This window comes from Streptomyces sp. CNQ085 (assembly GCF_022614595.1).
Classification (GTDB): Bacteria; Actinomycetota; Actinomycetes; order Streptomycetales; family Streptomycetaceae; genus Streptomyces.
Genome location: NZ_JAJFAU010000008.1, coordinates 23,171 through 49,682 on the forward strand (window position 1 = coordinate 23,171; position 26,512 = coordinate 49,682).

The 26,512-nt window shown below is 73.8% G+C and carries 21 protein-coding genes and 1 pseudogene; 9 read left to right on the forward strand and 13 right to left on the reverse strand.

Going from position 1 to position 26,512, the window contains the following annotated elements:
• The 11 genes from LJ221_RS03090 to LJ221_RS03140 all read right to left on the reverse strand — a co-directional run bounded on the left by LJ221_RS03090 (position 1) and on the right by LJ221_RS03140 (position 14,146).
• Positions 1-1,242 (reverse strand): acyltransferase domain-containing protein, encoded by a 1,242-nt coding sequence (locus tag LJ221_RS03090; protein ID WP_241713497.1) that lies wholly within the window; start codon positions 1,240-1,242, stop codon positions 1-3.
• A gap of 48 nt (positions 1,243-1,290) precedes the next feature.
• Positions 1,291-3,018, reverse strand: a complete 1,728-nt coding sequence (locus tag LJ221_RS03095) for an acyl-CoA dehydrogenase (RefSeq protein ID WP_241713499.1) — start codon at positions 3,016-3,018, stop codon at positions 1,291-1,293.
• Positions 3,018-4,796: a fatty acyl-AMP ligase gene (locus LJ221_RS03100; RefSeq protein WP_241713501.1), complete on the reverse strand. Its 1,779-nt coding sequence runs from the start codon at positions 4,794-4,796 to the stop codon at positions 3,018-3,020. The genes LJ221_RS03095 and LJ221_RS03100 overlap by 1 nt, the downstream gene beginning before the upstream one ends.
• Positions 4,797-4,942: 146 nt before the next feature.
• On the reverse strand, positions 4,943-5,188 hold the full coding sequence (locus LJ221_RS03105) for an acyl-CoA carboxylase subunit epsilon (protein ID WP_241713502.1): 246 nt from the start codon (positions 5,186-5,188) through the stop codon (positions 4,943-4,945).
• 74 nt (positions 5,189-5,262) lie between these two features.
• Positions 5,263-5,895 carry an antibiotic biosynthesis monooxygenase gene (locus LJ221_RS03110; RefSeq protein ID WP_241713503.1) on the reverse strand — a complete coding sequence of 211 codons (633 nt, stop codon included), beginning with the start codon at positions 5,893-5,895 and terminating at the stop codon, positions 5,263-5,265.
• Positions 5,882-6,910: an aromatase/cyclase gene (locus LJ221_RS03115; protein ID WP_308314706.1), complete on the reverse strand. Its 1,029-nt coding sequence runs from the start codon at positions 6,908-6,910 to the stop codon at positions 5,882-5,884. Before LJ221_RS03115 ends, LJ221_RS03110 begins: the two co-directional genes overlap by 14 nt.
• Before the next feature lie 196 nt (positions 6,911-7,106).
• Complete coding sequence (locus LJ221_RS03120; RefSeq protein ID WP_241713504.1) at positions 7,107-8,144, reverse strand: ketoacyl-ACP synthase III family protein; 1,038 nt, start codon at positions 8,142-8,144, stop codon at positions 7,107-7,109.
• Positions 8,145-8,196: 52 nt separating this feature from the next.
• Positions 8,197-9,852: a citramalate synthase gene (cimA, locus tag LJ221_RS03125; protein WP_241713505.1), complete on the reverse strand. Its 1,656-nt coding sequence runs from the start codon at positions 9,850-9,852 to the stop codon at positions 8,197-8,199.
• A gap of 167 nt (positions 9,853-10,019) precedes the next feature.
• Positions 10,020-11,786 carry an MFS transporter gene (locus LJ221_RS03130; protein ID WP_241713506.1) on the reverse strand — a complete coding sequence of 589 codons (1,767 nt, stop codon included), beginning with the start codon at positions 11,784-11,786 and terminating at the stop codon, positions 10,020-10,022.
• On the reverse strand, positions 11,704-12,915 hold the full coding sequence (locus LJ221_RS03135) for a CaiB/BaiF CoA-transferase family protein (RefSeq protein WP_241713507.1): 1,212 nt from the start codon (positions 12,913-12,915) through the stop codon (positions 11,704-11,706). Before LJ221_RS03135 ends, LJ221_RS03130 begins: the two co-directional genes overlap by 83 nt.
• A gap of 7 nt (positions 12,916-12,922) precedes the next feature.
• Entirely contained in the window at positions 12,923-14,146 is a 1,224-nt protein-coding gene (locus tag LJ221_RS03140; protein ID WP_241713508.1) for a cytochrome P450, read from the reverse strand.
• A gap of 189 nt (positions 14,147-14,335) precedes the next feature.
• On the opposite strand from LJ221_RS03140, the gene LJ221_RS03145 reads away from it, so the two are divergent.
• The 5 genes from LJ221_RS03145 (at position 14,336) to LJ221_RS03165 (ending at position 19,961) form a co-directional block, all read left to right on the forward strand.
• Positions 14,336-15,457 (forward strand): epoxide hydrolase family protein, encoded by a 1,122-nt coding sequence (locus LJ221_RS03145; protein ID WP_241713509.1) that lies wholly within the window; start codon positions 14,336-14,338, stop codon positions 15,455-15,457.
• Positions 15,458-15,530: 73 nt separating this feature from the next.
• Positions 15,531-16,805: a cytochrome P450 gene (locus LJ221_RS03150; RefSeq protein ID WP_241713511.1), complete on the forward strand. Its 1,275-nt coding sequence runs from the start codon at positions 15,531-15,533 to the stop codon at positions 16,803-16,805.
• Positions 16,802-17,839, forward strand: a complete 1,038-nt coding sequence (locus LJ221_RS03155) for an NADP-dependent oxidoreductase (protein ID WP_241713513.1) — start codon at positions 16,802-16,804, stop codon at positions 17,837-17,839. The genes LJ221_RS03150 and LJ221_RS03155 overlap by 4 nt, the downstream gene beginning before the upstream one ends.
• 114 nt (positions 17,840-17,953) lie before the next feature.
• On the forward strand, positions 17,954-19,066 hold the full coding sequence (locus LJ221_RS03160; RefSeq protein ID WP_241713515.1) for a winged helix DNA-binding domain-containing protein: 1,113 nt from the start codon (positions 17,954-17,956) through the stop codon (positions 19,064-19,066).
• A 136-nt stretch (positions 19,067-19,202) separates the two neighbouring features.
• Positions 19,203-19,961 (forward strand): SDR family NAD(P)-dependent oxidoreductase, encoded by a 759-nt coding sequence (locus tag LJ221_RS03165; RefSeq protein WP_241713517.1) that lies wholly within the window; start codon positions 19,203-19,205, stop codon positions 19,959-19,961.
• A gap of 149 nt (positions 19,962-20,110) precedes the next feature.
• Here the strand turns inward: LJ221_RS03165 and LJ221_RS03170 are convergent.
• Both LJ221_RS03170 and LJ221_RS03175 read right to left on the reverse strand, forming a co-directional pair.
• Positions 20,111-21,517: pseudogene (locus tag LJ221_RS03170) on the reverse strand (alpha/beta fold hydrolase); the annotation flags it as partial.
• A gap of 37 nt (positions 21,518-21,554) precedes the next feature.
• Complete coding sequence (locus tag LJ221_RS03175; protein WP_241713519.1) at positions 21,555-23,060, reverse strand: MFS transporter; 1,506 nt, start codon at positions 23,058-23,060, stop codon at positions 21,555-21,557.
• Positions 23,061-23,255: 195 nt separating this feature from the next.
• Here LJ221_RS03175 and LJ221_RS03180 point away from each other — a divergent pair, with 195 nt between their 5' ends.
• The 4 genes from LJ221_RS03180 to LJ221_RS03195 all read left to right on the forward strand — a co-directional run bounded on the left by LJ221_RS03180 (position 23,256) and on the right by LJ221_RS03195 (position 26,410).
• Positions 23,256-23,579 carry a 2Fe-2S iron-sulfur cluster-binding protein gene (locus LJ221_RS03180; RefSeq protein WP_241713521.1) on the forward strand — a complete coding sequence of 108 codons (324 nt, stop codon included), beginning with the start codon at positions 23,256-23,258 and terminating at the stop codon, positions 23,577-23,579.
• Complete coding sequence (locus LJ221_RS03185; protein WP_241713523.1) at positions 23,579-24,928, forward strand: NAD(P)/FAD-dependent oxidoreductase; 1,350 nt, start codon at positions 23,579-23,581, stop codon at positions 24,926-24,928. Before LJ221_RS03180 ends, LJ221_RS03185 begins: the two co-directional genes overlap by 1 nt.
• Positions 24,921-25,472, forward strand: a complete 552-nt coding sequence (locus tag LJ221_RS03190) for a hypothetical protein (protein ID WP_241713525.1) — start codon at positions 24,921-24,923, stop codon at positions 25,470-25,472. Before LJ221_RS03185 ends, LJ221_RS03190 begins: the two co-directional genes overlap by 8 nt.
• A 170-nt stretch (positions 25,473-25,642) precedes the next feature.
• Positions 25,643-26,410, forward strand: a complete 768-nt coding sequence (locus LJ221_RS03195; protein WP_241713527.1) for a VOC family protein — start codon at positions 25,643-25,645, stop codon at positions 26,408-26,410.
• Positions 26,411-26,512 lie beyond the last annotated feature (102 nt).

Genomic DNA, 26,512 nt, shown 5'->3' on the forward strand with positions numbered 1-26,512 from the left:
TCAGCCCTCCGCCAGTGACGCGGAGAGCGGACCGGCGTCCAGCTCGGACAGCACTCCGGCGAGGTCCACCGCGTTGCTCTCCGGCCCGCGGCACGCGGCCAGGCAGGACGGCCCCCGACTGCCGCCCATGCGGCGCACGAAGGGGGTGAGGACCGCCTTGGGGCCGATCTCGACGACATGGGTCGGAGTCTGCTGGGCGAGTAACTGCCGTGCGGCGTCGGCGAACCGGACCGTGGAGGTGATCTGGAGGGACCAGTAGGGGGAGTAGAGCGGCTCGCCCGTGTAGCCGCCCCGCACCGTGGAGTAGAACGGCACCCGCGGCGCACCGCCGGGCAGCCTCCGGGCCACCGGCTCGAACCGCGGCAGAACCGGCGCCATCAGCGGGGAGTGGAAGGCGTGCGTGACGTTCAGCGGGGTGGCGGCGATGCCGCGCGCGGCCAGCTTCTCCTGGATCCGCTCCAGGCCCGCCAGTTCGCCGGAGAGCACCGTGGCCTTCGCCGCGTTGACCGCCCCGATGCTCACCCCGGGCTCGTCGAACAGCAGCTCAGCGACCTCGTAGGCGGGGGCGCAGGTAGCCGTCATCCCGCCGCCGGAGGGCAGGTACTGCATGAACGCGCCTCTCAGCGAGACCAGTTGGGCGGCCGACTCCAGCGTCAGCGCCCCGGCGACGGTCGCGGCGGCGAACTCGCCGATGCCGTGGCCCAGCACCCCCACCGGGCACACCCCCGACTCCTCCAGTGTGCGGGCCAGGGCGTACTCGACGGCGAACAGGGCGGGCTGGGTGAACGCTGTCTGGTGAATCCGCGCGTCCCCGCTGAGGATCAGGTCGACGACCGACAGGCCCGTGTAGGGCAGCAGCGCGTCGGCCGCCTCGTCCAGATGGGTGCGGTAGCCCGTGGAGTGCAGATACAGGCCGGCTGTCATGCCGGGGTGCTGGGAGCCCTGCCCGGTGAAGACGAACGCCGCGCGCACCCGGCCGTCCCCGCCGGGCCGGGGGTCCCGCAGCGCCAGGTACCGCGCCAGGGCGCGCACGGTCGGGTACGCCCAGATGTCGGTGGGTTCGATCAGCGGGCCGTACTTCTCCTCGATGTCGCCGTAGAGGCTGAGCGCGGCCACGGAGTCCAGGCCGTGCCTGGTGAACGACACGGTCTCCTCCACCGGCCGGCCGAGGTAGTGGGCCAGTCGTTCCGTCAGCCAGTCGGCGTACGCCTGTTCGCGCACCCGGTGGGGGTGGACGGACATCTCGCGCTCCTTTTCAGCGGCTCGAAGGGGGTCGTGGCTCGGGACTGGTCAGGCCAGGTCCGTGCCGTAGAGGTCGTAACTGCGCCGTCCGTGCAGCCGCGCCAGGACCTCGGCGAGCACCCGGCTCTCGCACGCGGCGGGCCGCTCCGGGAGCGGCAGCCCCAGCCGCCGGCACAGGCGGTAGAGGGCCGCGGTGGGCCAGGCGGGATCGGCGAGGAAGGCTCCGGCGGCCCCGCCGGAGCGCTGCTCCCGCCACACGCCGAGGCAGGCGGCGGCGGCCAGTACCAGGGCGTACCGGTCTGCCAGCGCGAAGCTGCGCGGGTCGACCAGGGCCGCCCGGTCGTCCGCCCCGATACCGGCGAACGCCGTTCGCAGCTCGTCCAGTTCGGCGACGAGGGTCCGGGTGAGCGCGCCCAGCGCTCCCCCGTCCCCGGGGGCGTCGGCGGGCGGACCGGAGGAGCCCAGCAGGCCGTCGGTGGCCACCAGGGTCGCGGCGAGCGGGTCGCTGTCGCCCAGCAGGGCGGCCCGGGACGGGTCCAGCGGCGGCAGGTCGCCGTGGAGCCGGAACAGGGCGGCGGGCGCCTCGTCACCGTTGAACCACACGTGCCGCGCGAAGAAGGGGAGCTGCGGGAGGATGCTGACCTGGCGGCCCGCGCTGCCGGCATGCCCCAGCGAGGTGACGGGCAGGTCGCGCAGCTGCTTGGCGAACATCGCGTACGCGCCGTCCTGGGCGAGGCTCTCCTTGCCCAGGACGGCGGACATCTCGTCCATCGACTCCGCGACGATCTTCGGTGCCAGGTAGGCGGCCGCGGCGGCGTACGCGCTGGTCTGCCGGGGTATCAGATGCAGTCCGCGGGTGGCCACCAGGGCGAGGCAGTCGCTCAGCAGCAGATCGAGGAAGGCGCCGGTGAGGACGTCGCGCACATGCTGGACGTCCAGCGGGGAGTGCCCGCCGGCCCGGCGGCGGACCGCGAACCGGGCCACCGTGCGCAGCGCGGTGTCCGCCCCGGCCAGCACGATGGACGGGATCAGACCCCGGATGAGCAGCGAGGAGCGCAGGGACAGCTCGTAGCCGCCACCGAGCCCGCCCACCAGCGCCTCTCTCGGCACCGGACAGTCGATGGCCCGCAGGCCGCCGAACTCGGCGCTGCGCATCCCGCTGGTGGAACGCCGGGACAGATCGGTCAGTCGTCCCTCGGGCGTCTCTGCCCGGTCCAGCAGCAGCACCGAGTGGCTGCGCCCGCCGCCCGCCCCGGAGGTGCGGGCGAAGACGACGAGCCCGGTGGCCCGCGAGGCGTTGGCGATCACCGACTTGCTGCCGTTCAGCAGGAATCCGCCGTCGACGGGCCGGGCGGTGAACTCCTCGCGGACGAAGTCGTTGCCGTGCGCCACCTCGTGCCGCACCACGGCGACACGGCGTCCCCGGAGCAGATGCCCGGCCACCTCGGCCCGCTGCCCGGCGTCGCCCCCGATCCAGACGGGTGCGGCGGCGAAGAAGCAGTTGAGCCCGTATCCGAAGCCGAGCGAGGCGTCCCGGCGGAAGACCGGCCGCAGCACCCGGCCCAGACCGTCCATCCGAGACAGTCCGCCGCCCAGTTCCACGGGCACGAACTCGGCGTTGAAGCGGTGGGCGTCGAGGACCTCCTCCGCTCCGGCGGGCACCCGGCCCGCCGCGTCGGCGGCCAGGATCGCGTCCTGGCCCAGCGGATTGGCCGGGTCGTCCAGCGGGCCGAAGGCGCGCTCCAGCGCGGCGGCGCGATCGTCGTACGCGCCCATCACCGCGCCCCGGCCGTCATCAGTTCCCTGACCTCCGGGAGGATGTCCTGGTGCAGCGGCCGCAGTTCACCGCGGAGGAACAGGCCGCGCATCGCGGCGCGCTCCACCTTGCCGCTGGTGGTGCGGCGCACCGTGCCGGGGCGCACCAGCAGCACCCCGCCGGGCCGCACCTCGAACTCCTCGGTCAGGCGGTTGCCCACCGCCGCGGTCAGCGCGGCCAGGTCGATGTCGTACCGGCCGCGGGCGCGCAGCTCCTGGACGACGACGATCCGGTCCCGCTCGCCGGGCACCGCGAACGCGGTGGCGGCCCCGAACAGCGAACTGACCCGCTGCACCGTGCGCTCCAGGTCCTGCGGGTAGAGGTTGCGTCCGGCCACCACGATCATGTCCTTGAGACGGCCGGTGACGTACAGCTCACCGCCCACGAGGGTGCCCAGGTCACCGGTGCGCAGATGGCCGCCGTCCCCGTCGGCGGTGTGCCCGTCGAAGGCCGGGGCGGTCTCCGCCGGGCGGCCCCAGTAACCGCGGGCGACGCCGGGCCCTCGCAGCCAGATCTCCCCGATGCGCCCCTCCGGCAGCACCTCGCCACTGCCGGGGTCCACGATGCGCAGTTCGCCGTCGGCGACGGGGCCGCAGGAGACCAGGGTGCGCCGCGCGGTACCGCCCGGGGCCGCCCGTCCCGGGCCAGGCTCCGGGTCGCGCAGCTCGTGGCGCTCCAGCGCGGCGGCGTCCGCGGTCAGCCGTGCGGGCTCCTCGTCGGGGCCGCGCACGGCACCGGTGACCAGCAGGGTCGCCTCGGCCAGCCCGTAGCAGGGAGTGAGCGCACCGGGCCGCAGACCGGCCGGGGCGAACCGCTCGGCGAAGGCGCGCAGGGTCTGGGCGCACACCGGCTCGCCGCCGCTGACCGCGACCTCCCAGCCGGACAGGTCCAGGTCCGCGATCTGCTCGTCGGTGATCCGGCGCAGGCACAGGTCGTACGCGAAGTCCGGGGCGCCGCTGACACGCACGCCGTACCGGGCGATCGCCTCCAGCCAGCGCACCGGCCGCTTGACGAAGGCGGTGGGGGACAGCAGTACGGCGGTGCCGCCCAGCCACAGCGGGTGCAGCAGCTGGCCCACGAGCCCCATGTCGTGGTGGAAGGGCAGCCAGCCACCCAGCCGGTCGCCGGGCCGGGTGCGCAGGGCGCGGCCGATCGCCGCCTGGTTGGCCATGAGGTTGCCGTGGGTGACCGCCACGCCCCGGGGGTCGCGGGTGGACCCGGAGGTGTACTGGAGGAAGGCCACGGAGTCGGGGCCGGGTTCCGGTCTGCGCCACGGCGCCGCCCCGGGGACGGCGTCCGCCGGCAGGCAGGCGACGTCCCCGTAGCCGGTGCGGGCCAGCAGCCGTGAGACCTCCGGGGCGTCGGCCGTGTCGGTCAGGGCGATCCGGACCGCGGCGTCCTTGACGATGCCGGCCACCCGCTCCTCGTGGTGGCGGCGGCCGCCGGCGGGCGGCACGGGGACGGCGACAGCCCCGGCGTACAGGCAGGCCACCAGGCTGACGGCGAACAGCCGCCGGCAGGACTGCAGGACCAGCACCCGCTCGCCCGGCGCGCCGTGCTCCTGGAGCCAGGCGGCCAGCGCCCTGGCCTCGCGGTCCAGCTCCCCGTAGGAGACGGTCCCGGCCGCCTGCTCCCCGCCGGGTCCACCGGCCTCACCCAGCAGGACGAGCGCCGCCCGCCCGGGCGTCTCCCGGGCCCTGGACAGAATGAGATCGGTGAAGCTCCGGTAACCGTTCATCGCCTCCCCCTCGTGTGCCTTCGTGGCCGCCGCCTCTCCGGCGCCGGCCCGTGCGACTCTTCCGGGAAGGTACGAGCACCCCCTCGAACCCCACTCGACGTCCCCCGGACCGGCGGGCTTCTCCCGGGGCGCGGTCCCGCGCCCCGTCATGCCCGCGACCATGCCGCGGGCGGGCGGTAGCCGGCCCTCCCGGCGGACCAGGCGGCGCGGTCCGCGGACGCCTCCGGTGCGCCGGTCTCCGCCACGGCCTCCGGCCCCCGCGGGTCGCCGGGATCCGCCGGGGCCCGCCGGGCCGACAGCGCCAGCAGTACGGCGGTGACGGCGGCCAGCTCCCCCTCGTCGGGGTTTCCCCGTACGACGGTCAGCAGGGCCTGTCGTGTGTCGTTGGCCATGGGGTCAGGGTGCGCTCCGCGCCTTGAGGGAGGCTCGCGGCCCGTCCGCGCCGGTGTGCCGTGCCCGGCCGCGCTCAGCCGGTGAGTCCCCGCTCGTAGGCGATGTGCCGGGTGCGCTCGACGCGGAAGCGCGCCACCCGGCCCAGCCTCCCGTACGCCCCGCCACGCTCGGCCTCGGCCAGGGCCCGGTCGCAGGCGCCGGTGTCGGCCCACCACGCCATGCCCAGGTACCGCTGCGGCCGGAAGGTCGAGCGCAGCAGGTCGAAGCCTCCGAAGCCGTCGGTGCCGGCCAGGAACCGGGACAGTTCACGGGCCTCCCTCTCGAACTCCCGGGACCCGCCCAGCACCGTGCACGGCAGCAGCACCACGCTGTCGTGCCCGGGCAGCGCGTCGCGCACCAGCAGGCGGTCGACGCTGGCCGCCTGGTCGGCCTCGGTGTCCACCATGGGCTCCAGACACCGCACGTGTTCGAGGAACGTCTCGGTGTGCACGGTCTCGATGAAGCCCTCCAGACTCCGCCAGTGCCCCACGTGGACGTAGGAGGCCGGGGAGTCCAGCAGCCGCACGGTCACCAGATAGGAGAAGTCCCGCCGGCTGCGCAGGTACTGGGAGTGCTCCCGGAACTCCTGCTCGAACCGGCGCGGGTCCCCCTTGACGGCGAACCGGTGGACTGTGGTCAGCGGACTGCTGAGGTCACGATCGGTCATGAAGGTTCTCCGCGAACCGTTTGGCGTGCCGGAGGGTGGTGGTGCTGTTGGCGCCCAGGGCCTGCCGGACCTTGGCGCGCGCCTCGGCGAGCGTGGCCTCGGGGCCCAGCAGCTGCCGCACGCCCTCGGGGTCGAGGGTGACGGTGTGCCAGGAGGTGGCGCGCACGCCCTTTCCGTGGGGCTCGATCTCCCAGCGGCCGGTGTGCCCGCTCATCGCCACCGGCACCCTCAGCTGCTTGTAGACGATGACGGACCGGTCGGGGAAGCACACCCGCACGGACATGGTGTTGTGCAGGGAGCCGTCCGGGCTGCGGGTGTCCATGTCCATGCGCTGGACGGTGGAGCCGCCTCCGTCGGAGGGGGCCTCCTCCAGACCGATGCGGGCGACGTGGGGCAGGCGCTCGGGCCACAGGTCGGCGCGGTCGAGGAAGGCGAAGACGTCCTCGGCCGAGCCGCCGATGTCCACCGAGTCGCTGAAGGTGAAGCGCAGCCCGCCGTCCTCCTCGGCGTCGCCGCTCTGCTCGGCGGCGTTCCTCAGGGCCGCCAGCTCGGCGCGGCTGTTGCGGTCCACGGCCCGCTCGATCAGCTCGACCGCCGCCGGGTCGTCGTCCACGGCGGTGTAGTCGTGCAGCAGGACGACGCGGCTGCCGCCGTCGTCGTTGGACTCCACGAGCCACTTCCCGCCCATCGACGCCACCGGGTGCGCGGAGGCCACCTGGCGGAAGGAGACGGTACGGGCGCGGCTGTCGAGTATCCGGTGCGAGGTCCACGAGCGGACCTGGTCGTTGGCCGTGGCCCAGATCCGCAGGAGCTGCTCGTCGGCGTGTTCCTCCAGCACCTCGACGTGGATCGTGGGGCCGAAGACCTGCGGCCACGCCGAGACGTCGGCCACCAGGCCGTAGACGGTGGCCGCGGGTGCGTCGACGACGACGGTGTGCTCCGTGACATGGGTTCGGGCCGCGCCGGCGGCTTCGGTTCCGGCGGCTTCGGCGACGGCGGTAGCGGGGTTCGGCACCACGGCGGATCTTCCCTTCGGGTCGCGCCGCTCGCACGGCGCCTGTGTCAGATTGGCAGGGCGCGCTCGAGCAGGGCTGGAGCGCCGGAAGAGGGGGGTTCGAGCCCGCCGGCGGATCGCCGGGCGGGGGTCGCGGGCCGGGCGGTGCCCGGCCGTCGTGTCCGGGGGTTCACGCCGCCGTGCTCGGGCGGCGTGCTCAGGCGGCGTGCGCCCACTCGGGCCGGTCCAGGATCTCCACCACCGCCGAGCCCCAGCTGTAGCCGGCTCCGACGCCGACGAGCAGGCAGCGGTCGCCGGGCCTCGCGCGGCCGGAGACGACCAGGTGGTCCAGGCTCGCGAACTGGTCGCCCGCGCCCAGGTGCCCGACCGTGCGGCTCCACTCCCAGGCCGTGCGGGCCGGGTCGATGCCGAACGGCTGGTAGTAGATCGACTGGAGCCGGCGCCGCCCGAAGTGCGGCAGCACCACCCAGTCCACCTCGCCCAGTTCCAGATCGGCGTCGGCCAGAGCCTGCTTGAGGACGGTCTGCTGTCCGGTGTGGGCTCGGGTGACGGCGTACGACATGCCCACCCGGGCCACGAAGGAGCGCTTGGCCTCCTCGAAGTCCACCGGGATCCGGTGCGAGAAGGGTGCCCGTCCGAACGGCCCGTCGCCCCGGTGCAGGGGTTCCAGCTCGGGGTCGGCGAGCATCGCCAGGGAGCGCAGCCGGGCGTACCCGCCGCGCCGGGAGAGCACCAGCGCGGTGGCGCCGTCGGCGTACGGGGTGCCCGGGTCGGTGTGCCAGCGGTCGATGCCGGGCTCGCAGAACCGGTCGGCGGTGGTCAGCAGCGCGTCGCGGCGTCCGGGGACGGCCGTGAGGTAGGAGTGGGCGAGGTCCAGGGCGGCCATGCCGCCGTTGGACATCTGCCGGATCTCGATGGCCGGGCAGTTGTTGCCGAGCGTCTCGCGCTGTACGTAGGAGGCGACGGGCCACAGGTCCTGGCCCTGGTGGTAGGTGTCGGCGTGCAGGATCAGGTCGGTGTCGCCGCCGCTGCCGCCCGCCCGCTCCAGGGCGGTACGGGCGGCGTGCACGGCCATCTCGGCGGCGGACTCGTCCGGCGAGTGCGCCACCGAGACCATGCCCGTGGCCGCCGCGACCCGTTCCGGGCAGGCGCCCGACGCCACCGCGTCGGCCACCGGCAGGGAGGAGGGAAGCCGCACTCCGGTCCCCCGTATGTAGATGTCTTCCACTCGCACGGTCCACTCCCTGTCTCGTCCGGGTGTCATCGGTGCCGTCCGGGACGGCGCGTCAGCCCGCGACCGCCACCGCGGGGACGGTCGCGGCGGAGGCCGCTTCCGTACGGCGTCCGGCGCGGTGGTCGGCCCCGCGCTCGGTCAGCAGGACGTAGCGGACCGCGTCCAGCAGGGCCCGCCAGGAGGCGGCGACGGTGTTCCCGTCCACGCCGACGGTGCCCCAGCGGCGGCGCCCGTCGGTGAAGGTGATCAGGACGCGCGCGGCGGCGGCGCTGCCCGAGCCGTTCCCCAGCACCCGGACCTGGTAGTCGGCCAGTTCCAGCCGGGCCAGTTCGGGGAAGAACGGGTCGAGCGCCTGGTGCAGCGCCCGGTCCAGGGCGTTGACGGGCCCGTTGCCCGTGCCGGTCGCGGCCAGCGGCGTGCCGTCGATCCGCAGCCGCACCGACCCCTCGGTGCGCACCTCGCCACCGGCCGGCTCCTCGACGCCGACCTTCCAGGCGTCCACCTCGAAGGGGTACTCCAGCACGCCGCCTGTCAGTTCCTCCAGCAGCAGCAGTTCGAAGGAGGCGTCGGCGGACTCGAAGCTGTAGCCGCGGTTCTCCAGTTCCTTGACGCGGGCGGCGGCCCGCGCCACCGGCTCGGACCCGGCCGAGAGCTCGTAGCCCAGCTCACGGGCCTTCAGCTCGATGGAGGAGCGCCCGCCCATGTCGGAGACCAGGGTGCGCATGGCGTTGCCCACCCGGGCCGGGTCGATGTGCTGGTACAGGTCGGGGTCCACACGCAGGGCGGAGGCGTGCAGTCCGGCCTTGTGCGCGAAGGCGGAGGCGCCGACGTAGGGGGCGGCCGGGTGGGCGTGGACCCCAGTCAGCTCGCCGATGGCACGGCCGGTGTCGGCCATCTCCCGCAGCCGCTCGGCGGGGACGACGTCCGTGCGGCCCCGCTTGAGGACCAGGTTGGCGGCGACGGTGAACAGGTTGGCGTTGCCGCACCGCTCCCCGTAGCCGTGGGCGGTGCCCTGTACGTGGTCGGCGCCGGCGTCCACGGCGGCCAGGGTGTTGGCCACCGCGCAGCCGGAGTCGTCGTGGCAGTGGATGCCGAGCCGGGCCCCGGTGGCCGCGAGGGTGTCCGACACGACGGCGCCGATCCGGTCCGGCAGCGAGCCGCCGTTGGTGTCGCACAGCACGACCGCCTCGGCGCCGGCCTCGGCCGCGGTGCGGACGACCTCCAGGGCGTACTCGTGGTTGGCCAGGTGGCCGTCGAAGTAGTGCTCGGCGTCGACGAAGACGCGGCGGCCGGCCCGCACCAGGTGCCGCACGGTGCTGCTGATCATGGCGAGGTTCTCGGCGAGCGTGGTGCGCAGGGCGAGTTCCACGTGCCGGGTGTGGCTCTTGGCCACCAGGGTCACCACCGGGGCCTCGGCCTCCAGCAGCGCCCGCACCTGCGGGTCGGTGGTGACCAGGGTGCCGGGCCTGCGGGTGGCTCCGAAGGCCGCCAGCTCGGCGTTCCGCAGGGCCAGTTCGGTGCGCGCCCGGCGGAAGAACCCGGTGTCCCTGGGGATGGCGCCGGGCCAGCCGCCCTCGATGAAGCCCACCCCGAAGGCGTCCAGGTGGCGTGCGACGGCGAGCTTGTCCTCGACCGTCGGCGCCAGGCCCTCCTGCTGTGTTCCGTCGCGCAGGGTCGTGTCGTAGAGCTGGAAGCGCCGCTCGGCCATCGTCCCTCCTCATTTGTGCCGCCGGCGGCCGACTACCGCGGCGGGTACGGCCCACCGTCCGGGGATCGCCTCGAAACGGCCTTGAGAGGCGGTCGGCAGCCCCGGCGGGGCTCGCCGGGAGCGGGGGGCCGGAGGCAGGCCGAAGCGGGGGGATGTCCTGGTCGGGGTCAGACGGCCGCGCCGGCCGTCCGCTCCTGCGCGGAGGCTTCCTCGGGGGCGTCCTGACGCAGCTTCCGCGGGATGGCGAACAGCAGGAAGAACACCACGACGGTGATGCCGATGAAGGTCCACAGCAGCGTCTGGAAACTCGTCGCGAAGGAGACGCCCGTGGTGTCCTTCGTGTACGGCTCCACGACCTCGGCGACGGCCGGCTCGCTCAGAACCGTCGCCGAGGAGCAGCTCTCCGGCACGATCGCCATGTCCTTCTCGCCCGCGCGGTCCACCGCGCACGTCCGGTAGGCCGCGACGGCCTCGTCGGCCCGCTCGGGGGAGAGCCCGGCCACGGCGACCAGGTCCTTGCGCAGCTGCGGCACCTGGCCGTCCACGGCGGCCCCGGTGTTGCCGACGAGACCGCCGAAGAAGACCACGCTCACCAGCGCGCCGCCGATGGCGAAGCCGAGCTGGGTGTTGGTGTTGACCAGGCCGGACGCGGAGCCGGCGTCCCGGTGGGGCACCTCGGATGTCACGATCAGCGGCAGCGGGGTGGCCACCGTGCCGAAGCCCAGGCCGATCAGGAACAGCGGGATGGCCAGGTTCCAGGAGGTGACCTGGCTGCCGTACTCGCCGGCGACCCAGATGTACGCGCCCAGGCCCGCGACCAGGACGACCGCGCCGACCTGGAGGGCCTTGCGGCCGAACTTCGGCACCAGGATCATCACCGAGGTCGTCGCGGTCATGAAGGCGCCGAGGCAGAACGGCAGGCTGGTGAGGCCCGCGCGCATCGGGGACCAGCCCATGCCGATCTGCATGTACAGCGTCCAGCCGATGGTGAACATCCCCATGCCGATGTAGAAGATGAGGTTCACGGCCAGGCCGGAGGAGAAGCTGCGGGTGCGGAACAGCCCCAGCTCGACGAGTGGCGAGCCGTCCTTGCGGATCTTGTGCTTCTGCCACAGGACGAACCCGGTCAGCACCAGCAGCGATCCCACCATGGAGACGAAGCCCAGCGCCGGCCAGCCCATCTCCCGCCCCTGCAGCAGCGGGAAGATCAGCATCAGCATGCCGACGGTGGCCAGCAGCACGCCCGTGACGTCCAGCCGCAGCGCCTGTGGGGCCTTGGACTCGGTGATCACCTTCGAGCCGTAGAACAGGCCGAAGAGGCCGACGGGGATGTTGACCAGGAAGATCAGCCGCCAGTCGAGGCCGAACAGGTTCCACTGCACCATCAGCCCGCCCAGCGCGAGGCCGAGGGTGGCGGCCAGGCCGCCCACCAGGCCGTGCAGCGCGAAGGCGGTGCCCCGTTCCTTGTTGGAGAAGGTGACGTGGATGATGGAGAGCACCTGCGGGACCATGATGCCGGAGAAGGCGCCCTGGAGGACGCGGGAGACCACCAGCTGCCACGGCTCCTGGGCGATGCCCGCCGTCAGGGAGGTCAGGGTGAAGCCGGCGACGCCGATCAGGAAGACCTTCTTGCGTCCGAAGATGTCGCCGAGGCGGCCGCCGAGGATCAGCAGCAGGGCGAAGGCCAGCTGGTAACCGACCAGGATCCACTGGATCGCCGAGTAGCCGGCGCCCAGTTCGCGCTGCATGGAGGGGGCCGCGACGTTGGCGATGGTGCCGTCCAGCAGGTCCATGAAGGCCGAGACCAGCAGCACCAGCAGGGCCGCCCAGCGCATGGGGTCGAGCTTCACCTCATCGGTGAGGGCGCCGACCGAGGTGTCCGCCGACTCTCCGGCCGGCGTGCCGGCCCCCGTCTGCTCCCTCGCCCTGTCCACCTCCGTCTCCACTGACGGAATGTGCTCCGACGAAATCGTCATGGCCTACCTCTCTGGGTTTCTCGGGGGGTCGTACGGCGAATGAGGCCGCTGACGGCCGGCTCCAGCCTGACTCGGCCCGCTGGGGTCCCGGTGGAGTCCGGCTGAAGCGCGGCGCGGGCGCGGCCGGGCCGCTGCCGCGGGCACGGTGGTGCGGGTGGGAGGCCGCCTCGTCCACGGTGAGCACCGGGGTGGCGCACGCCTCGGTGCCGGCCAGGCGTGCCGCCCAGGTGTCGCGGTCGTACCGGGCGAATCGCTCCTCGAACACCCGGTGCAGGAACGGCCAGTTGGCGGTGTCGTCCCGGTCCGGGAGCGCGGCGGCGTCGAGGCCGAGCCCGTCCAGCAGGGCGGCGTAGAAGCGCTCCTCCAGCGCGCCGACGGCCATGTGCCGGCCGTCGGCGCACTCGTAGCAGCGGTAGAAGGGGGCGCCGCCGTCGAGCAGGTTCGTCCCGCGCTCATGGCGCCACTGGCCGCTGCCGGCCATGCCCACCAGCATGCCGAGCATCGCGCCGACACCGTCCACGATCGAGGCGTCGACGGTCTGCCCGAGACCGGAGGCCTCGCGTTCGCGCAGCGCCGCCAGCACTCCGACGACCAGCAGCATCCCGCCGCCGCCGAAGTCCCCCAGCAGGTTCACCGGGGGCACGGGCGGCCCGCCGGCCCGCCCGATCGCGTGCAGGGCCCCGGTCAGGGCCAGGTAGTTGATGTCGTGGCCGGGCTCCCGCGCGAGCGGCCCCTCCTGGCCCCAGCCGGTCATCCGCGCGTACACCAGGGCGGGGTTGCGCGCACGGCAGTGCGCGGGACCGATCCCCAGCCGTTCGGCGACCCCGGGCCGGAAGCCCTCGACGAGCACGTCGGCCGTCTCCACCAGTGACAGCAGCTCCGCCACGCCCCGCGGGTCCTTCAGGTCCAGCGCGAGCGACCGCCGCCCGCGGTCCAGCACCGCGTGCCAGTCCGGGAACGAGCGGCGGCCGTCGGCCCGGTCGACGCGTACGACGTCCGCGCCGAGGTCGGCGAGCATCATGCAGGCGAAGGGCGCGGGCCCGATCGCGGCGAGCTCGACGACCCTCAGCCCCTCCAGAGGCCCCATCGCCGGCTCACTGGTCCCAGGCGACCGGGAGTCCCCACAGACCGTAGATGATCGCGCGCTCCTTGGAGCGGATCTCCTGGAAGGGCTTGGCCAGCCGCAGGGTCGGGATGCGTTCGAAGAGCCTGCCCCACACCAGCTGGAGCTCCAGCCGGGCCAGGTCGGCGCCGATGCAGTGGTGCAGACCGTGGCCGAAGCCGAAGTGGCGGCGGTTGCCGCGGGCGAGGTTCAGCTCGTCGGGGTTCTCGAACACCTCGGCGTCGCGGTTGGCCGTCAGGCCGAGGCAGAGGATGCCGTCGCCCTTGCGGATGGTGGCGCCGGCCAGCTCGATGTCGTCGGTGGCCACGCGCGGCACGGCCGCGTCGCCGATGGTCAGGTAGCGGACCAGTTCCTCGACCGCGGGGACGATCAGCTCGGGGTCGGCCTTCAGATGCTCCAGCTGCTCGGGGTGCTCCAGCAGGCAGGCGGTGCCGAGCGAGATCATGCTGGCGGTGGTCTCGTGTCCGCCGTTCATCAGCAGCCGGCACAGGTTGACCAGGTCGCGTGCCTCGTACTCCTCGCCCGACTCGCGGTACTCGGCGATCGCCCGGCTGAGCAGGTCGTCGCCGGGCTCCTTCTCCTTCTTGGCCACCAGGTCGAACAGGTAGTTGTTGACGTCCACCAGGGCGGCCTGGCGCTCGGCCATGGTAGCGGTGCCGCCCAGCAGAGTGGTGCCGTTGACCTGGAAGAACTCGTGGTCCTCGTAGGGGATGCCGAGCAGCAGGCAGATCACCGTCATCGGCACCGGCAGGGAGAGGGCGTGGTGCATGTCCACGCCGGGCCCCTGCTCGATCATCGAGTCGATCGCCTCTTCGACGATCTTCTCGATCTGCGGGCGCAGCATCTGCACACGCCGGTTGGTGAAGGTGACGGCGGCCTTGCGGCGGACCTTGGTGTGCTCGGGCGGGTCGTAACCGATGAAGGAGGTCTCGGTGCGGAACTCCGGCGGGGCGTCGAAGTAGAAGGGGAAGTTCGCCTCCTTGCGCGAGGCGCTGGTACGCGGGTCGGTCAGCAGCCGGCGCATGTTCTCGTGCCCGGTGACCGCCCAGACCTTCAGTCCGGTCGGGAGCGGGACCTGCTTCACGGGCTCGTCGGCGAACCGCGCGTACTGCTCGGGCTGGGAGAACGGACACTTCCGCTCGTAGGGGAAGGTCTCCTCCACTGCTGCGCCGGTCTGTTCGGCTTGTGTGCTCATCGCTGGTCCCTCCTCGTCAGGACGGCTGCGACGCTGACACCCGCCTCTGGAGACCGGCATGAACAGGGCTCGAACCGTCGTTCCTCCACCCCGGGCACTGTTCGACCCGGTCTCTAGGCCGCGTCCGTAGCGTGCGGCCCGTCCGGTGGAGCAGCACGTCCCAGCCCAGCCAGTCCTGGAGGAACGCCGATGAGCACGGCAGTGACGCCCTTCCGCGTAGCGGTCCCCGAGGCGGATCTCACCGATCTGAGGGAGCGGCTGGCCAGGACCCGCTGGCCCGAGGCCGAGACCGTCGGCGACTGGTCCCAGGGAGTCCCCCGGGAGTACCTGGAGGAACTGGCCGGCCACTGGCGTGACGGCTACGACTGGCGCGCGACCGAGGCACGGCTGAACGCGCTGCCGCAGTTCCGCACGGAGATCGACGGCCTGGGCGTCCACTTCCTCCACGTCCGCTCCCCGCACCCGGACGCCATGCCGCTGCTGCTCAGCCACGGCTGGCCCGGCTCGGTCGTGGAGTTCCTGGACGTCGTCGGCGCGCTGACCGATCCCGTGGACCCGGCCGACGCGTTCCACGTGGTCTGCCCCTCCCTGCCGGGCTTCGCCTTCAGCGACAAGCCGGCCGAGGCCGGGTGGACCATCGAGCGCACCGCGGCCGCCTGGGACGAGCTGATGTCCCGGCTGGGCTACGGCCGCTACGCCGCGCACGGCACCGACTGGGGCTCGTTCCTCACCGCGATCCTCGGGGAGACGCGCCCGGAGCGTCTGGCGGGCATCCACGTCGCCATGCCCTTCGCGCGTCCGCCGCGGGAGCAGGCGGAGCTGGACGAGCGGGACCTGGCCGGGCTGGCCGCGCTGAAGGAGTTCCAGCAGAGCGAGGGCGCGTACTCGGCGCTCCAGGCCACCCGGCCCCAGACGCTGGGCTACGGCCTGACCGACTCCCCGGCCGGGCAGCTGGCGTGGATGGTGGAGAAGTACTGGGCCTGGAGCGACCACGACGGAGACCTGGAGAAGGTGATCCCCCGGGACCGGCTCCTGGACTCGGTGTCGGTCGCCTGGTTCACCGCCACCGCCGCCTCCTCGGCCCGCGTCTACTGGGAAAGTCACAACAAGATGGCGCTGGGGCCGGTGAGTGTGCCGACCGCCTGCTCGCTGTTCCCCAGGGACGGCCGGATGCCACGTGCCTGGTGCGAGGGGCGCTTCACCGACCTGCGCCGCTGGACCGACCACGACCGCGGCGGTCACTTCCCCGCCCTGGAGCAGCCGGAGCTGCTCGTCGACGAACTGCGCTCCTTCTTCCGCCCGCTGCGCTGACCCCGCAGCCCCAGACCGCACCCCGCGCACCCCGCGCACCGCGCCGCGAGCCGAGACCGCGAAAGGCGACGCCGTGACCGTCCACCAGGCCCCTCCCGGCACCTCCTCCGAGGCCGCACACGCCCCGGAGCCCCTGCCCCCCTTCCCTTTCCCGGGGTCGAGCTACCGGGGCCCGGCCCCCGCGTACGCGCGGCTGCGCGCCGAGCGGCCCGTCGTACGGGTGGAGACGGCCGGCGGCGGCCACGCGTGGCTGGTGACCCGGCACGCGGACGTACGGGCCGTGCTGGAGGACCCCCGGTTCAGCCGGGCCGCGATGTACGCGCCCGGCGCCCCGCGCTTCAGCGGTCTGTTCCAGGCCCCGCCGGGCATGATCGTCTCCCTCGACCCGCCCGACCACACCCGGCTGCGCGCCCTGGCCTCCCAGGCGTTCTCGCCCGAGCGGATCGAGGGCATGCGGCCGCGGGTGCGCGAGCTGGCCGGCGGACTGCTGCGGGACCTGGAACCGGAGGCGGAACGGGGCGGGGCGGTGGACCTGGTGGCGCGGTTCGCCGCCCCGCTGGCGATGGCCGTCATCTGCGAGCTGCTGGGTGTGCCCGGGGAGGACCGCGGGCGGTTCCACACCTGGGTTCGGCGGTTCGCCGACCTCTCCGCCCCCGAGGAGCAGGCGGTGGAGGCCCGCGAGAGCCTGGGCGCCTACATCGCCTCCCTGGTGGCCGCCAAGCGCGCCGCCCCCGCCGACGACGTCCTGTCGGCCCTCGCCACCGCCCGGCTCGGGGAGGACCGGCTGAGCCAGGAGGAACTGATCGGCCTCGGGTACACCCTGCTGGGCGCCGGATTCGACTCCTCGGCCGGGCAGATCGCCAACTTCACGCTCACCCTGCTGGCCCACCACCCGGAGCTGTGGCGCCGGCTGGGCGGACACCCCGCGGAGGTGCCGGCGGCCGTCGAGGAGCTGCTGCGCACCGTCAACCTCAACGCGGACGACACCTCCGGCCTGCCCAGGCTCGCCACCGGGGACGTGGCCGTCGGCGGGACGCTCATCCCCGCGGGCGACGCGGTGTTCGTCTCCTTCGCCTCCGCCAACCGCGACGAGGCGGTCTTCGCCGACCCCGGACACCTGACCCCCTCCCGTACGGACAACCCGCACCTGGCGTTCGGGCACGGCATCCACCGCTGCCTGGGCGCTCCCCTGGCCCGCCTCGAACTCTCCGTGGCGCTGGAGGAGCTGACCCGCCGCTTCCCCGGGGCGCGGCTCGCCGTGCCCGCCGCCGAGGTCCCCTGGCGGACCGGCGATGTCAACCACAACCCGCTCACCCTCCCTGTGGAACTGCGAAGGAGCACCTCATGAGCAACGCCGTCCTGCCCGATGTCCTGCCCGCAACCAGCCTCGAGGTACGGCTGGCCGCCTACCCGGATCCCGAGGGCGAGGTCACCCTCGATCACTTCGCCCTGGGCGAGAGCCAACTGTCCGAGCCCGGCGAGGGCCAGGTCGTCGTCCGCAACGACTGGATGACCCTGGGCTCGGTCGCCCGCGACCAGATGAACCCGGCCACGAAGCTGCCGATCCCGGTCTTCCAGCCGGGTGTGGCGATGTGGGGCCGGACCGTCGGCACGGTCGTGCGGTCGGCCAGCCCCGACCTGGCCGTCGGCGACCTCGTCGAGCACTTCTCCGGCTGGCGGCAGTACGCGACCGGCTCCGCGCGGGAGTTCTTCCGCCGCGACCGCGGTCTGCTGCCCGGTCCGGAGTACTTCCTCTCCCAGGGCCCCACCGCCTGGCACGGGATGGTCGACACCGTCGGCGTCGGCGAGGGCGAGACGGTCTTCGTCTCCGGCGCCACCAACGGCGTCGGCGCGCTGGCCGGGCAGATCGCGAAGCTGCGTGGCGCGAAACGCGTCATCGGCAGCACCGGCTCCCGGGAGAAGATCGACTTCCTGGTGAAGGAGATCGGCTTCGACGCCGCCTTCGACTACCACGACGGCCCGGTGGCCGAGCAGCTCGCCGAACTGGCGCCCGACGGGCTGGACGTGGTCTTCGACAACGTGGGCGGCGAGCAGTTCGAGGCGGCCGTCCGGCTCGCCAACCGCGGTGCCCGGTTCGCCCTGTGCGGCGCGCTCGGCGGCCAGCACGGCGGGGACGGCGGCAGCCCGCGCCTGCCGCTGATGACCGCGATCAGCCGGGACCTGTCGTTCCGCGGCTTCGCCACCCTCCACACCCCCGACCAGATCGACGGCTGGAACGAGCGGTTCGGCACGTGGCTGAGGGAGGGCCGCATCATCTTCCCGCACACGGTCGTCGACGGCGGGGTGGAGGCGCTGCCGCAGGCGTTCGTGGACCTGCTCGGGCGCCGGTACAGCGGTACGGTTCTGGTCAAGCTGTCCTGAACCCTCCGCCCGCCGTCCCCGGGCCCCCACCGCCGCGCGTTCGCCGTACCGCCGCGCGTTCGCCGTACCGCCGCGGCCGCAACACCGAAGCCGTAACACCGGAGAGGACCTCCTATGACGACCGGAACGCCGACCGTACTGGACCGGCGGACGCTCAACCGGGCGCTGCTGGCACGGCAGTCGCTGCTGGAGCGCACCACCGCGTCCGTGTCCGACGTCCTGGAACACCTGGTCGGCATGCAGGCCCAGGCCCCCAACCCTCCCTACCTGGGCCTGTGGACCCGCATCGCCGGCTTCCGCCTCGACGACCTGGCCGAGCTGGTGAGACAGCGTCAGGCGGTACGCCTGGTACTGATGCGCGGCACCATCCACCTGGTCACCGCACGCGATTGTCTGGCCCTGCGCCCGGTGCTGCACACCGCCCTGGCACGCGGCCTGATAAGCGCCTTCGGCCGCCGGCTGAACGGGCTGGACCTCGCCGAGGTCGCCGCCGAGGGCCGCCGCCTGGTCGAGGCCGAGCCCCTGACCCTGGGCGAGCTGGGCAAGCGGCTCGCCGAGCGGTGGCCGGACCGGGACGCCTTCGCCCTGGCCAACACCGTACGCGCCCTGGAGCCGCTGGTGCAGGTGCCGCCGCGCGGCCTGTGGGGCGAGAGCGGGCAGGCCGCGCACACCACCGCCGAGACGTGGCTGGGCGGGCCGCTGTCCGCCGACGACTGCGCGCGGGAGGTGGTGCGGCGGTACCTGGCGGCGTTCGGCCCGGCCACGGTCGCGGACATGCAGACCTGGTCCGGCATGACCCGGCTCGCCGCCGTCTTCAAGGACCTCCGTCCCGAACTGGCCGTCCTCCACGACGAGGAGGGCCGGGAGCTCTTCGACCTCCCGGACGCCCCGCGCCCCGGCCCCGGCGCCCCGGCGCCTGTGCGCCTGCTGCCGGAGTTCGACAACATCCTGCTCTCCCACGCCGACCGCACCCGGATCCTCACCGACGAGCAGCGCAGGCTGATCATCACCCGCAACGGCCTGGTGAAGTCCACCTTCCTGGTCGACGGCTTCGTGGCCGGGACCTGGCGGATCGACCGGAAGAAGAAGACGGCCACGCTGGTCCTCGAACCCTTCGCCCCCGTGAAGGCCGCGGACCGGAAGGCGCTCGCCGAGGAGGCCGAGAGCCTGCTCGCCACAGCCGCCGCCGACGCCGACACCCGCGACATCCGCTTCGAGACCCCCTGACCGGTCACCGGCCGTCCGCTCCCGCGCCCTCCGGCCGGGCTCGACCGGCGGTGCAGCGGCCCGGGCTGTACTGGCCGCCGACCGCGCCCGGCCCACCCGGCCGGCCGTCCCATCCGGCCCAGACAGGGGAGCACGCATGTCGGACAAGCCCTTCGCCGATCAGACCGTCGTCGTCACCGGAGGCGGGACCGGCATCGGCCGTTCCGCCGCCCTCGCCTTCGCCGACCTCGGCGCGAGACACGTGGTGGTCACCGGCCGCCGTGCCGAGCGCCTGGCGGAGGTCTCGGCGCTGCACCCCGCCGTCGTCGCGGTGACCGCCGACGTCGGCGAGGAGGAGGGGGCCGAGGCCGTCGCCGCCGCCGTCGCCGGACTCGGCGGCACGGTGGACGTCCTGGTGCACAACGCGGGCGTCTTCCGCTTCAGCCCGCTGGAGGCCCTGGACCCGGCCACCGTCCGCGAGGTCATGGAGATCAACCTGGTCGGCCCGCTGCTGCTCACCGGGAAGCTGCTGCCGATGCTGCGCTCCCCCGGCGGCGGCATCGTGCTGGTCTCCAGCCGCGCGGGCCACAACGCCTCCCCGGGCTCCTCGGTCTACGCCGCGAGCAAGGCCGGCGTCCACAGCCTCACCCGAAGCTGGGCGGCCGAACTGGCGCCGAAGGGCATCCGCGTCAACGCGGTCGCCCCGGGCTTCGTCCGCACCGAGGCGTACGCGGCCAACGGGCTGGCCCCGGAGGAGGTGGAGGGGCTGTTCGAGGGAGTGAGGCACCAGGTGCCACTGGGCCGCGTCGGCGAGACCGACGACGTCACGCCCTGGATCACCCGCCTCGCCGAGCCCTCCAGTTCCCTGGTGACGGGCCAGATCCTCACCCTCGACGGCGGCATGGACGTCGCCTGAGCCACGGTTCGGCGGTGGGGCCGGGAACCGATCGGGCCCCACCGCCCCCGCGCGTCCGCCGGGACCTCCGGGCGGGATGCCGTACCCCGGCAGGTGGTTCCCGGGGGCGGGAGGAGACCGTCGACGAGGTAGCGGTGGACGTGGGCGTCGACCTCCGTGTTGCCGGCCAGGGCGTAGATCTCGTGATCGCCGGAGTCCTCCACCGTGAGCAGCCCGTGGCCGAGCAGTCCCGCCATGGCGACGCCGCCGTCGTAGTGGTCCATCGGGTCGCCGTCGGCCTGGACGACCAGGCCCGCCGGGTAGCCGTCGCGGGCGACGCGGGTGGGCTCCTCGGGGGCGGTGAAGGTGCGGAAGGCGCCGACCCAGGGCTGGGCGCGCAGCACGCCGTAGCCGTACGGGAAGCGCTTGCGGAAGTCGAGCATGTCCTGGCGGTAGGTCTCCAGGTCGGCGGGCCAGGCGTGCTCCAGGGTGATGGCCTCCAGGACTCCGACGCGCAGATCGCCCTCGCTGTCCTCGGGCCGCCAGGTGCCCTGTTCGGCCAGGAGTTCGCGGCACCGTTCCGGGTCGCCGGCGGCGGTCGCCTCCCGCAGTCCCGCGACCAGCAGGCCCAGCTCCTCCCAGCGGCTCCGGTCAGTGGCCCGGTTGCCCACCGCGCCGTCGAGGAGGGTGCGCAGGTGGGGGGTGTCGCACTGCTCGTCGAGGCGGGAGACGACCTCCTCCACGGCGTCGAGCACCTGCTCCGGGCCGGTGCCGAGGCCGAAATGGCCGTGGCGCGCGGCGGTCCACCGCGCCCAGCGGTCGACGTTGCGCCGGACAGCGTCGCCCTGCCACAGGAACTGCTCGCGCCAGGTCCACCCCGGGTGGACGCAGGAGTCGAGCACACTGCGGTCCAGGCGGCCGGGGAACATGCTGCCGAAGACCGCTCCGACGTAGGCGCCGTAGGCGTACCCCACGAAGCTGATCCGCTCCTCGCCGAGGACGGCGCGGATGACGTCCATGTCGCGGGCGGTGTTGCGGGTGCTGATGTGCCGGCGCAGTTCGCCGCCGGCCCGCTCGCAGGCCAGCTCGCGCAGCCGCATGTCCTCGGCCAGGGTCTCGAACGCGGAGTCCGGGGGCCGGGAGTCGAAGGGTGCGGAGGGCACGGTGACCTCGGCGTACAGGCGGGTGGAGTCCCCGGTGCCGCGCGGGTCGAAGCCGATGAGGTCGTAGACCTCGTGGACGGGGCCTCCCTCGTACTTGCCCGGCAGTTCGCGGCCCAGGCCCCAGTCCCCGCCGGGCCCGCCGTTGACGGCCAGCAGAACGCCGCGGCGGCGGGCGGGGTCGGTGGCCCGGCGGCGGCTGAGGGCGATGGTGAGGCGCTCGCCCTCCGGGTCGGCGTAGTCGCGGGGGACCTCGATGGTCGCGTACTCCACCCCGGTCCCGCTCCTCCCGGTCCCCTCGCCGGTGTCTTCGGGGCCGGCGGTGCCGCCGGGCGTGCGGGCCGTCCACTGCGGCCGCTGGGAACCGAACGCGCGCAGCGCGTCGGCGCCCGCCGTTACGGGCGGATTGATCGCCATCGGAAACCTCCGTTCTCGTCAGGGCGCCAGCGTCCCGTCAGCGTCTCGAAGACGGCTGGAGCGCCCTTGGACCGGAAGTCCCCCGGCCCGGTACGGCGAGGGCCGCCAGCAGTCCCGCGGCGGTGAACAGCGCGGCGCCGGCCAGGGCCAGCCCGTAGCCGGAGGCGAGCGCGTCCTCCAGGGCCGCTCCCCGGGCGATCTCATGGTCCGCGCGGGCGGTGGAGAGGGCGGCCAGGGTCACCAGGCCGACGGCACTGCCGAGCTGGCGGGTGGTGTTCAGCAGGCCCGAGGCCAGTCCCGCGTCGCGGGCGGGTACGCCGGCGGTCGCGGCGTTCGTCGTCGCGTTGAGGACCGCGCCCATACCGAAGCCCAGCAGCAGTGCGGGCCCGAGGACGTCGGCGGCGTAGGCGGAGCCGGCGTCCACCCGGGAGAGCCACAGCAGCCCGGCGCACGACAGCGACAGCCCGCCCAGCAGCACCGGCCGGGGGCCGGTGCGGGGCACCGTCCGCGCGATGCCCCAGCCTCCGAGGGCGATGCCCAGGGACATCGGCAGATAGCTCAGCCCGGTGCGCAGCGGACTGTAGCCGAGCACCTGCTGAAGGACCAGGGTGAAGAAGTAGAAGGTGCTGAAGAGGGCCGCGATGCCGAAGAAGGCGACGAGGTTGGCGGCGGTCAGCGACCGGTTGCGGAACACGCCGAGCGGCACCAGGGGCTGCCGGGCGAACCGGGCCTGGTGGAGCACGAAGAGGCACAGCAGCGCCACTCCGGCCGCCACCGTGCCCCAGGCCCGTGGTGATTCCCAGCCGTGGGCGCTGGAGGCGGCGACGCCGTGGACGGTGGCCATCAGGCCGCAGGTGACGGCCAGCGCCCCCGGCAGGTCCAGGCCCCTCCTCCCGCGCGGCCCGTCCCGCCGCGTCCCGGTCTCGGGGACCGCCCAGCACACCGCGGCGAACAGCAGCAGGCCCAGGGGTACGTTGATCAGCAGCACCCAGCGCCAGGAGAACCACTGGGTGACCACGCCTCCGACCAGCACTCCGGCTGCCCCGGCGGCTCCGGAGACCGCGCTCCACATCCCGAACGCCCTGGCGCGGGCGGCGGGTTCGGTGAACGTCGTGCCGAGCACGGTGAGGGTGGCCGGTGCCATGACGGCCGCGCCCAGCCCCTGGAAGGCGCGGGCGAGCACGAGTGTCACCGGGTCGTCCGCCGCCCCGCCGACGCTGCTGGCCAGTGTGAACAGGGCGACGCCGGAGAGGAAGACGCGGCGCTGCCCGAACAGGTCCGCGAGCCGTCCGCCGAGCAGCAGGAAGCCGCAGACGGCGACGGTGTAGGCGTTGTTGACCCACTGCAGGGTGTGCCGTTCGAAGCCCAGCTCCTCGGCGATGACGGGCAGTGCCACGTTCACCACCGAGGCGTCGAGCACGTTCATGAACTGCCCCAGGCAACAGGCGAACAGCACGAGGCCGAGGCGTCCGCTCCTCCCGCCGTCCGCCCCGTTCCTCCTGCCGGCTGTGGTGTCCGATGCGCGCGGTGTCGAGGTGGTCATGCGGTTGACGCTGCGGCGGCCGGGTGGACGGCCGGTAGCGGTGCGGTCGAGCCCCGTCCGCGCGCCTCGCTCCCACCACCGCGCCGCACCGTGCTCCAGAAACACTCCAGCACGCTCCCAGTGCGCCCCCAGACGCCGCTGCCACCGTTCGGTGCCTACCGATGTGCGGCCGGCCGACTTGCCGAGGAGAGCGCCATGGCCAAGATCACTTACAAGCACCCCAACGGCACCGAGACCATCGTCGACGTGGCGGCGCCCAACACGGTCATGCGCGGTGCCAAGATCAACAACATCGACGGCATCGAGGCCCAGTGCGGCGGCTCCGCCCAGTGCGGGACCTGCCACGTCTACGTCGACGAGGCCAACACGCTGCCTCTTCCCGAGATGCACGAGTCCGAGGACGAGGTGCTGTACGGCACCGCCTGCCCGCGCCGCGACAACAGCCGGCTGAGCTGCCAGCTCCCGGTCTCCGAGGAGATCGACGGCCTGGTGGTGCACCTGCCGGAGGCGCAGAGCTGATGGCCGGGGCCACGGAGGAGACATCGGAGGAGGCGGCGGAAGGGGCCGCCCGGGAGCCCGACGCGCCGGGCGTCGTCGTCGTCGGCGCGGGGCAGGGCGGCGTGGAGACCGTCGCGGCGCTGCGCGCCCGCGGCTTCTCCGGCCGCATCACCCTGGTCGCGGAGGAGACCGCGCTGCCCTATCAGCGCCCGCCGCTGTCGAAGGGCTACCTGCTGGGCACGGTGGACCGGGCCGGCCTGGAACTGCGGCCGGACGACTTCTTCTCCGCCCTCGACATCGACCTGGTCCGCGGCGACCGGGCGGCGGGGATCGACCGGGAACGCAAGGCCGTGGAGCTGGACTCCGGCCGGGAGCTTCCCTACGGACGTCTGGTCCTGGCGACCGGTTCGCGGCCCCGCCGCCTGCCCGTGCCCGGAGCGGACCTGGAGGGCGTGCGGACCCTGCGCTCCCTGGCCGACGCCGACGCGCTGCGGCGGCGGCTCACCGGCGGCCGGGAGCTGGACGTGGTGGTGGTCGGCGCGGGCTTCCTCGGTCTGGAGCTGGCCGCCACCGCCCGTACGCTCGGCCACCGGGTCACGGTCGTCGAGGCGTCCGCGCGGGTGATGTCCCGGGCGGTCACCGAGGCCGTCTCGGAACACGTCGCGGCCGAGCACCGCGGGCAGGGCGTCCGTCTCCTGCCCCGCCGGGAGGTGGTGGCGCTGCGCGGCGGCACCGGGCCCGAGGGCTCCGGCCGCGTACGGGTGGTGGAGCTGGACGGCGGCGAGCGCCTGGCGGCCGACCTGGTCGTGGTCGGCATCGGCGTACTGCCCAACGTCGAACTCGCCACCGCCGCCGGGCTGCTGGTGGGCGACGGCGTCATCGTCGACCCGCGGCTGCGCACCAGCGATCCGGACGTGTACGCCGTCGGTGACTGCGCCCGCTTCCCCAGCCCCTGGACACCGCGGCACATCCGCCTGGAGTCGGTGCAGAACGCCTCCGACCAGGCCCGCCGCGTGGCCGCCGACGTCCTGGGCGAGACCGGGCCGTACACCGCGGTCCCGTGGTTCTGGTCGGAACAGTACGGACTGCGACTGCAGATGGCCGGGCTCACCGCGGGCCACGACGAGGCGGTGGTCGCCGGCGATCCGGACACCGGGCGCTTCTCGGTGTTCTGCTTCCGCTCCGGCCGCCTGGTCGGCGTGGAGTCCGTCAACCGGCCCGCCGACCACGGCATCTCGCGCCGCCTCCTCGCCTCGGGCACGGATCTGACGCCCGAGGACGTCGCCCGCCCCGGCTTCGACCTCAGAACCCGCGCACAGCAGCGGCCCGCACAGCACGCACAGCACGCAGAGAGGCCAGTCCATGCCTGACACAGTGACCGTCCCGCCCGCCATCTCCACCCCGCACGCCCCCGGCGCGCGGCGGCGCGTTCCGCCGCGCGTACTCGCCGTCTGGTTCGCGGTCCTGACGATGCTCGCCGGCCTGTTCGTCACGGCCGCCGACCCCGGGGAGGCCCGGGCGCACGGCCGGGGCCCGGCGATCACCGGCGCCTGGGAGGTGGCCGTCACCGTCGGCACCGGCCCGGACGCCACCACCGCCGTCTCGCGCTTCGTCTTCCACGAGAACCGCACCGTGACGACCGACGGCACCCCCGACGAGAACGGCGTGCCCCAGTACCCGGGCACCGGCTACTGGGTGGCCCGTGAGGGGAACGCCTTCTCCTTCTACGTGACCCACCCCGGTCCCTCGGAGCCCGCCGAGGGTGTCTTCCCCGGCACCGTGCACGCCGTCCACCTGGGCAGGGTGTCGGGCCGCGGCTTCACCACGACCGCCACCGCCTTCACCGTGCTGGAGCAGGACGGCACCGTCTTCGGCCCCGTCACGGTCTCGGCCCGGGGCACCCGGCTCGGCTGAGCCCGCCGCCCCGCGTCCGTCCGCGCCCGTACGACCGCCCGTGCCCGGCTCCCCGCGAGCCGGGCACTGGTGCTTCTCGTCCGCGGCTCGAGCGCCCCCGGATAGCGTCCGGACGACCGCAGGACACGCCGCGCACGGCGGAGACACGAAGTGATGGAGAGGAGCGGGATGTGACCGCTTTCGACGCAGGGGTCCCCTGCTGGGTGGACGCGACGGTGCCCGACCTGGAGGCGGCCAAGCGCTTCTACGGTGAGCTGTTCGGCTGGGCCTACCACGACACCGGCCACGGGGCCTCCGTGGTGGCGCTGCGCGACGGGAAGACCGTGGGGGCGCTGGCCGCGGACCCGGAGGGCACCTCGGGCGTGTGGAACCTGTACTTCGCCTCGACGGACGCGGCCGGCGCCGCGGACCGGATCGGGGAGGCCGGCGGACGGGTGGTCGCCGGACCGTCGGTGGTACCCGGCATGGGCACCAGCCTGCTGGCCACCGACCCGGGCGGCACCGTCCTCGGTCTGTGGCAGGCGGACGGCCACGCGGGCTTCGACCTCCACGGCGCACCCGGCTCGTTCTTCTGGCCCGAGGTCTACACGCGCGACAAGGAGCGCGTCGACCCCTTCTACGAGGCCGTCCTCGGCTACCGGGGACAGCAGGTCTCGGAGGGCACGGAGTTCGACTTCAAGCTCTTCTCACTGCCCGGCAGCCCGCAGCCGGTCGCGGCCCGCCTCCAGATGGGGCCGTACCAGCCCGCCGACCTGCCGCCTCACATGCTGGTGTACTTCTCCGTCGAGGACTGCGACAAGGCCGCGGAGACGGTCCGCTCCCTGGGCGGGGAGGTCCGGCGCGAGCCCATGGACAGTCCGTTCGGCCGTTCCGCCCTGCTCTCGGACGACCAGGGCGCGCGCTTCGCCGTCATGGGTCCGGTGGCGGACGCCGGCTGACGCGGCTCCCGTACGGCCGCCCGCGGGCAGCGACGACGAGCCGGGCCCGGACGCTGGGATCAGCGTCCGGACCCGGCTCGTCGTCGCTGCCGCCGTACGGGG

Coding starts and splice junctions, on each gene's coding strand:
- LJ221_RS03105 (WP_241713502.1), bottom strand. CDS start 5,188: ATGGCCAACGACACACGACAGGCCCTGCTGACCGTCGTACGGGGAAAC.
- LJ221_RS03140 (WP_241713508.1), bottom strand. CDS start 14,146: ATGAGCACACAAGCCGAACAGACCGGCGCAGCAGTGGAGGAGACCTTC.
- LJ221_RS03095 (WP_241713499.1), bottom strand. CDS start 3,018: ATGGGCGCGTACGACGATCGCGCCGCCGCGCTGGAGCGCGCCTTCGGC.
- LJ221_RS03190 (WP_241713525.1), top strand. CDS start 24,921: ATGCCTGACACAGTGACCGTCCCGCCCGCCATCTCCACCCCGCACGCC.
- LJ221_RS03180 (WP_241713521.1), top strand. CDS start 23,256: ATGGCCAAGATCACTTACAAGCACCCCAACGGCACCGAGACCATCGTC.
- LJ221_RS03100 (WP_241713501.1), bottom strand. CDS start 4,796: ATGAACGGTTACCGGAGCTTCACCGATCTCATTCTGTCCAGGGCCCGG.
- LJ221_RS03185 (WP_241713523.1), top strand. CDS start 23,579: ATGGCCGGGGCCACGGAGGAGACATCGGAGGAGGCGGCGGAAGGGGCC.
- LJ221_RS03090 (WP_241713497.1), bottom strand. CDS start 1,242: ATGTCCGTCCACCCCCACCGGGTGCGCGAACAGGCGTACGCCGACTGG.
- LJ221_RS03110 (WP_241713503.1), bottom strand. CDS start 5,895: ATGACCGATCGTGACCTCAGCAGTCCGCTGACCACAGTCCACCGGTTC.
- LJ221_RS03145 (WP_241713509.1), top strand. CDS start 14,336: ATGAGCACGGCAGTGACGCCCTTCCGCGTAGCGGTCCCCGAGGCGGAT.
- LJ221_RS03165 (WP_241713517.1), top strand. CDS start 19,203: ATGTCGGACAAGCCCTTCGCCGATCAGACCGTCGTCGTCACCGGAGGC.
- LJ221_RS03175 (WP_241713519.1), bottom strand. CDS start 23,060: ATGACCACCTCGACACCGCGCGCATCGGACACCACAGCCGGCAGGAGG.
- LJ221_RS03155 (WP_241713513.1), top strand. CDS start 16,802: ATGAGCAACGCCGTCCTGCCCGATGTCCTGCCCGCAACCAGCCTCGAG.
- cimA (WP_241713505.1), bottom strand. CDS start 9,852: ATGGCCGAGCGGCGCTTCCAGCTCTACGACACGACCCTGCGCGACGGA.
- LJ221_RS03160 (WP_241713515.1), top strand. CDS start 17,954: ATGACGACCGGAACGCCGACCGTACTGGACCGGCGGACGCTCAACCGG.
- LJ221_RS03135 (WP_241713507.1), bottom strand. CDS start 12,915: ATGGGGCCTCTGGAGGGGCTGAGGGTCGTCGAGCTCGCCGCGATCGGG.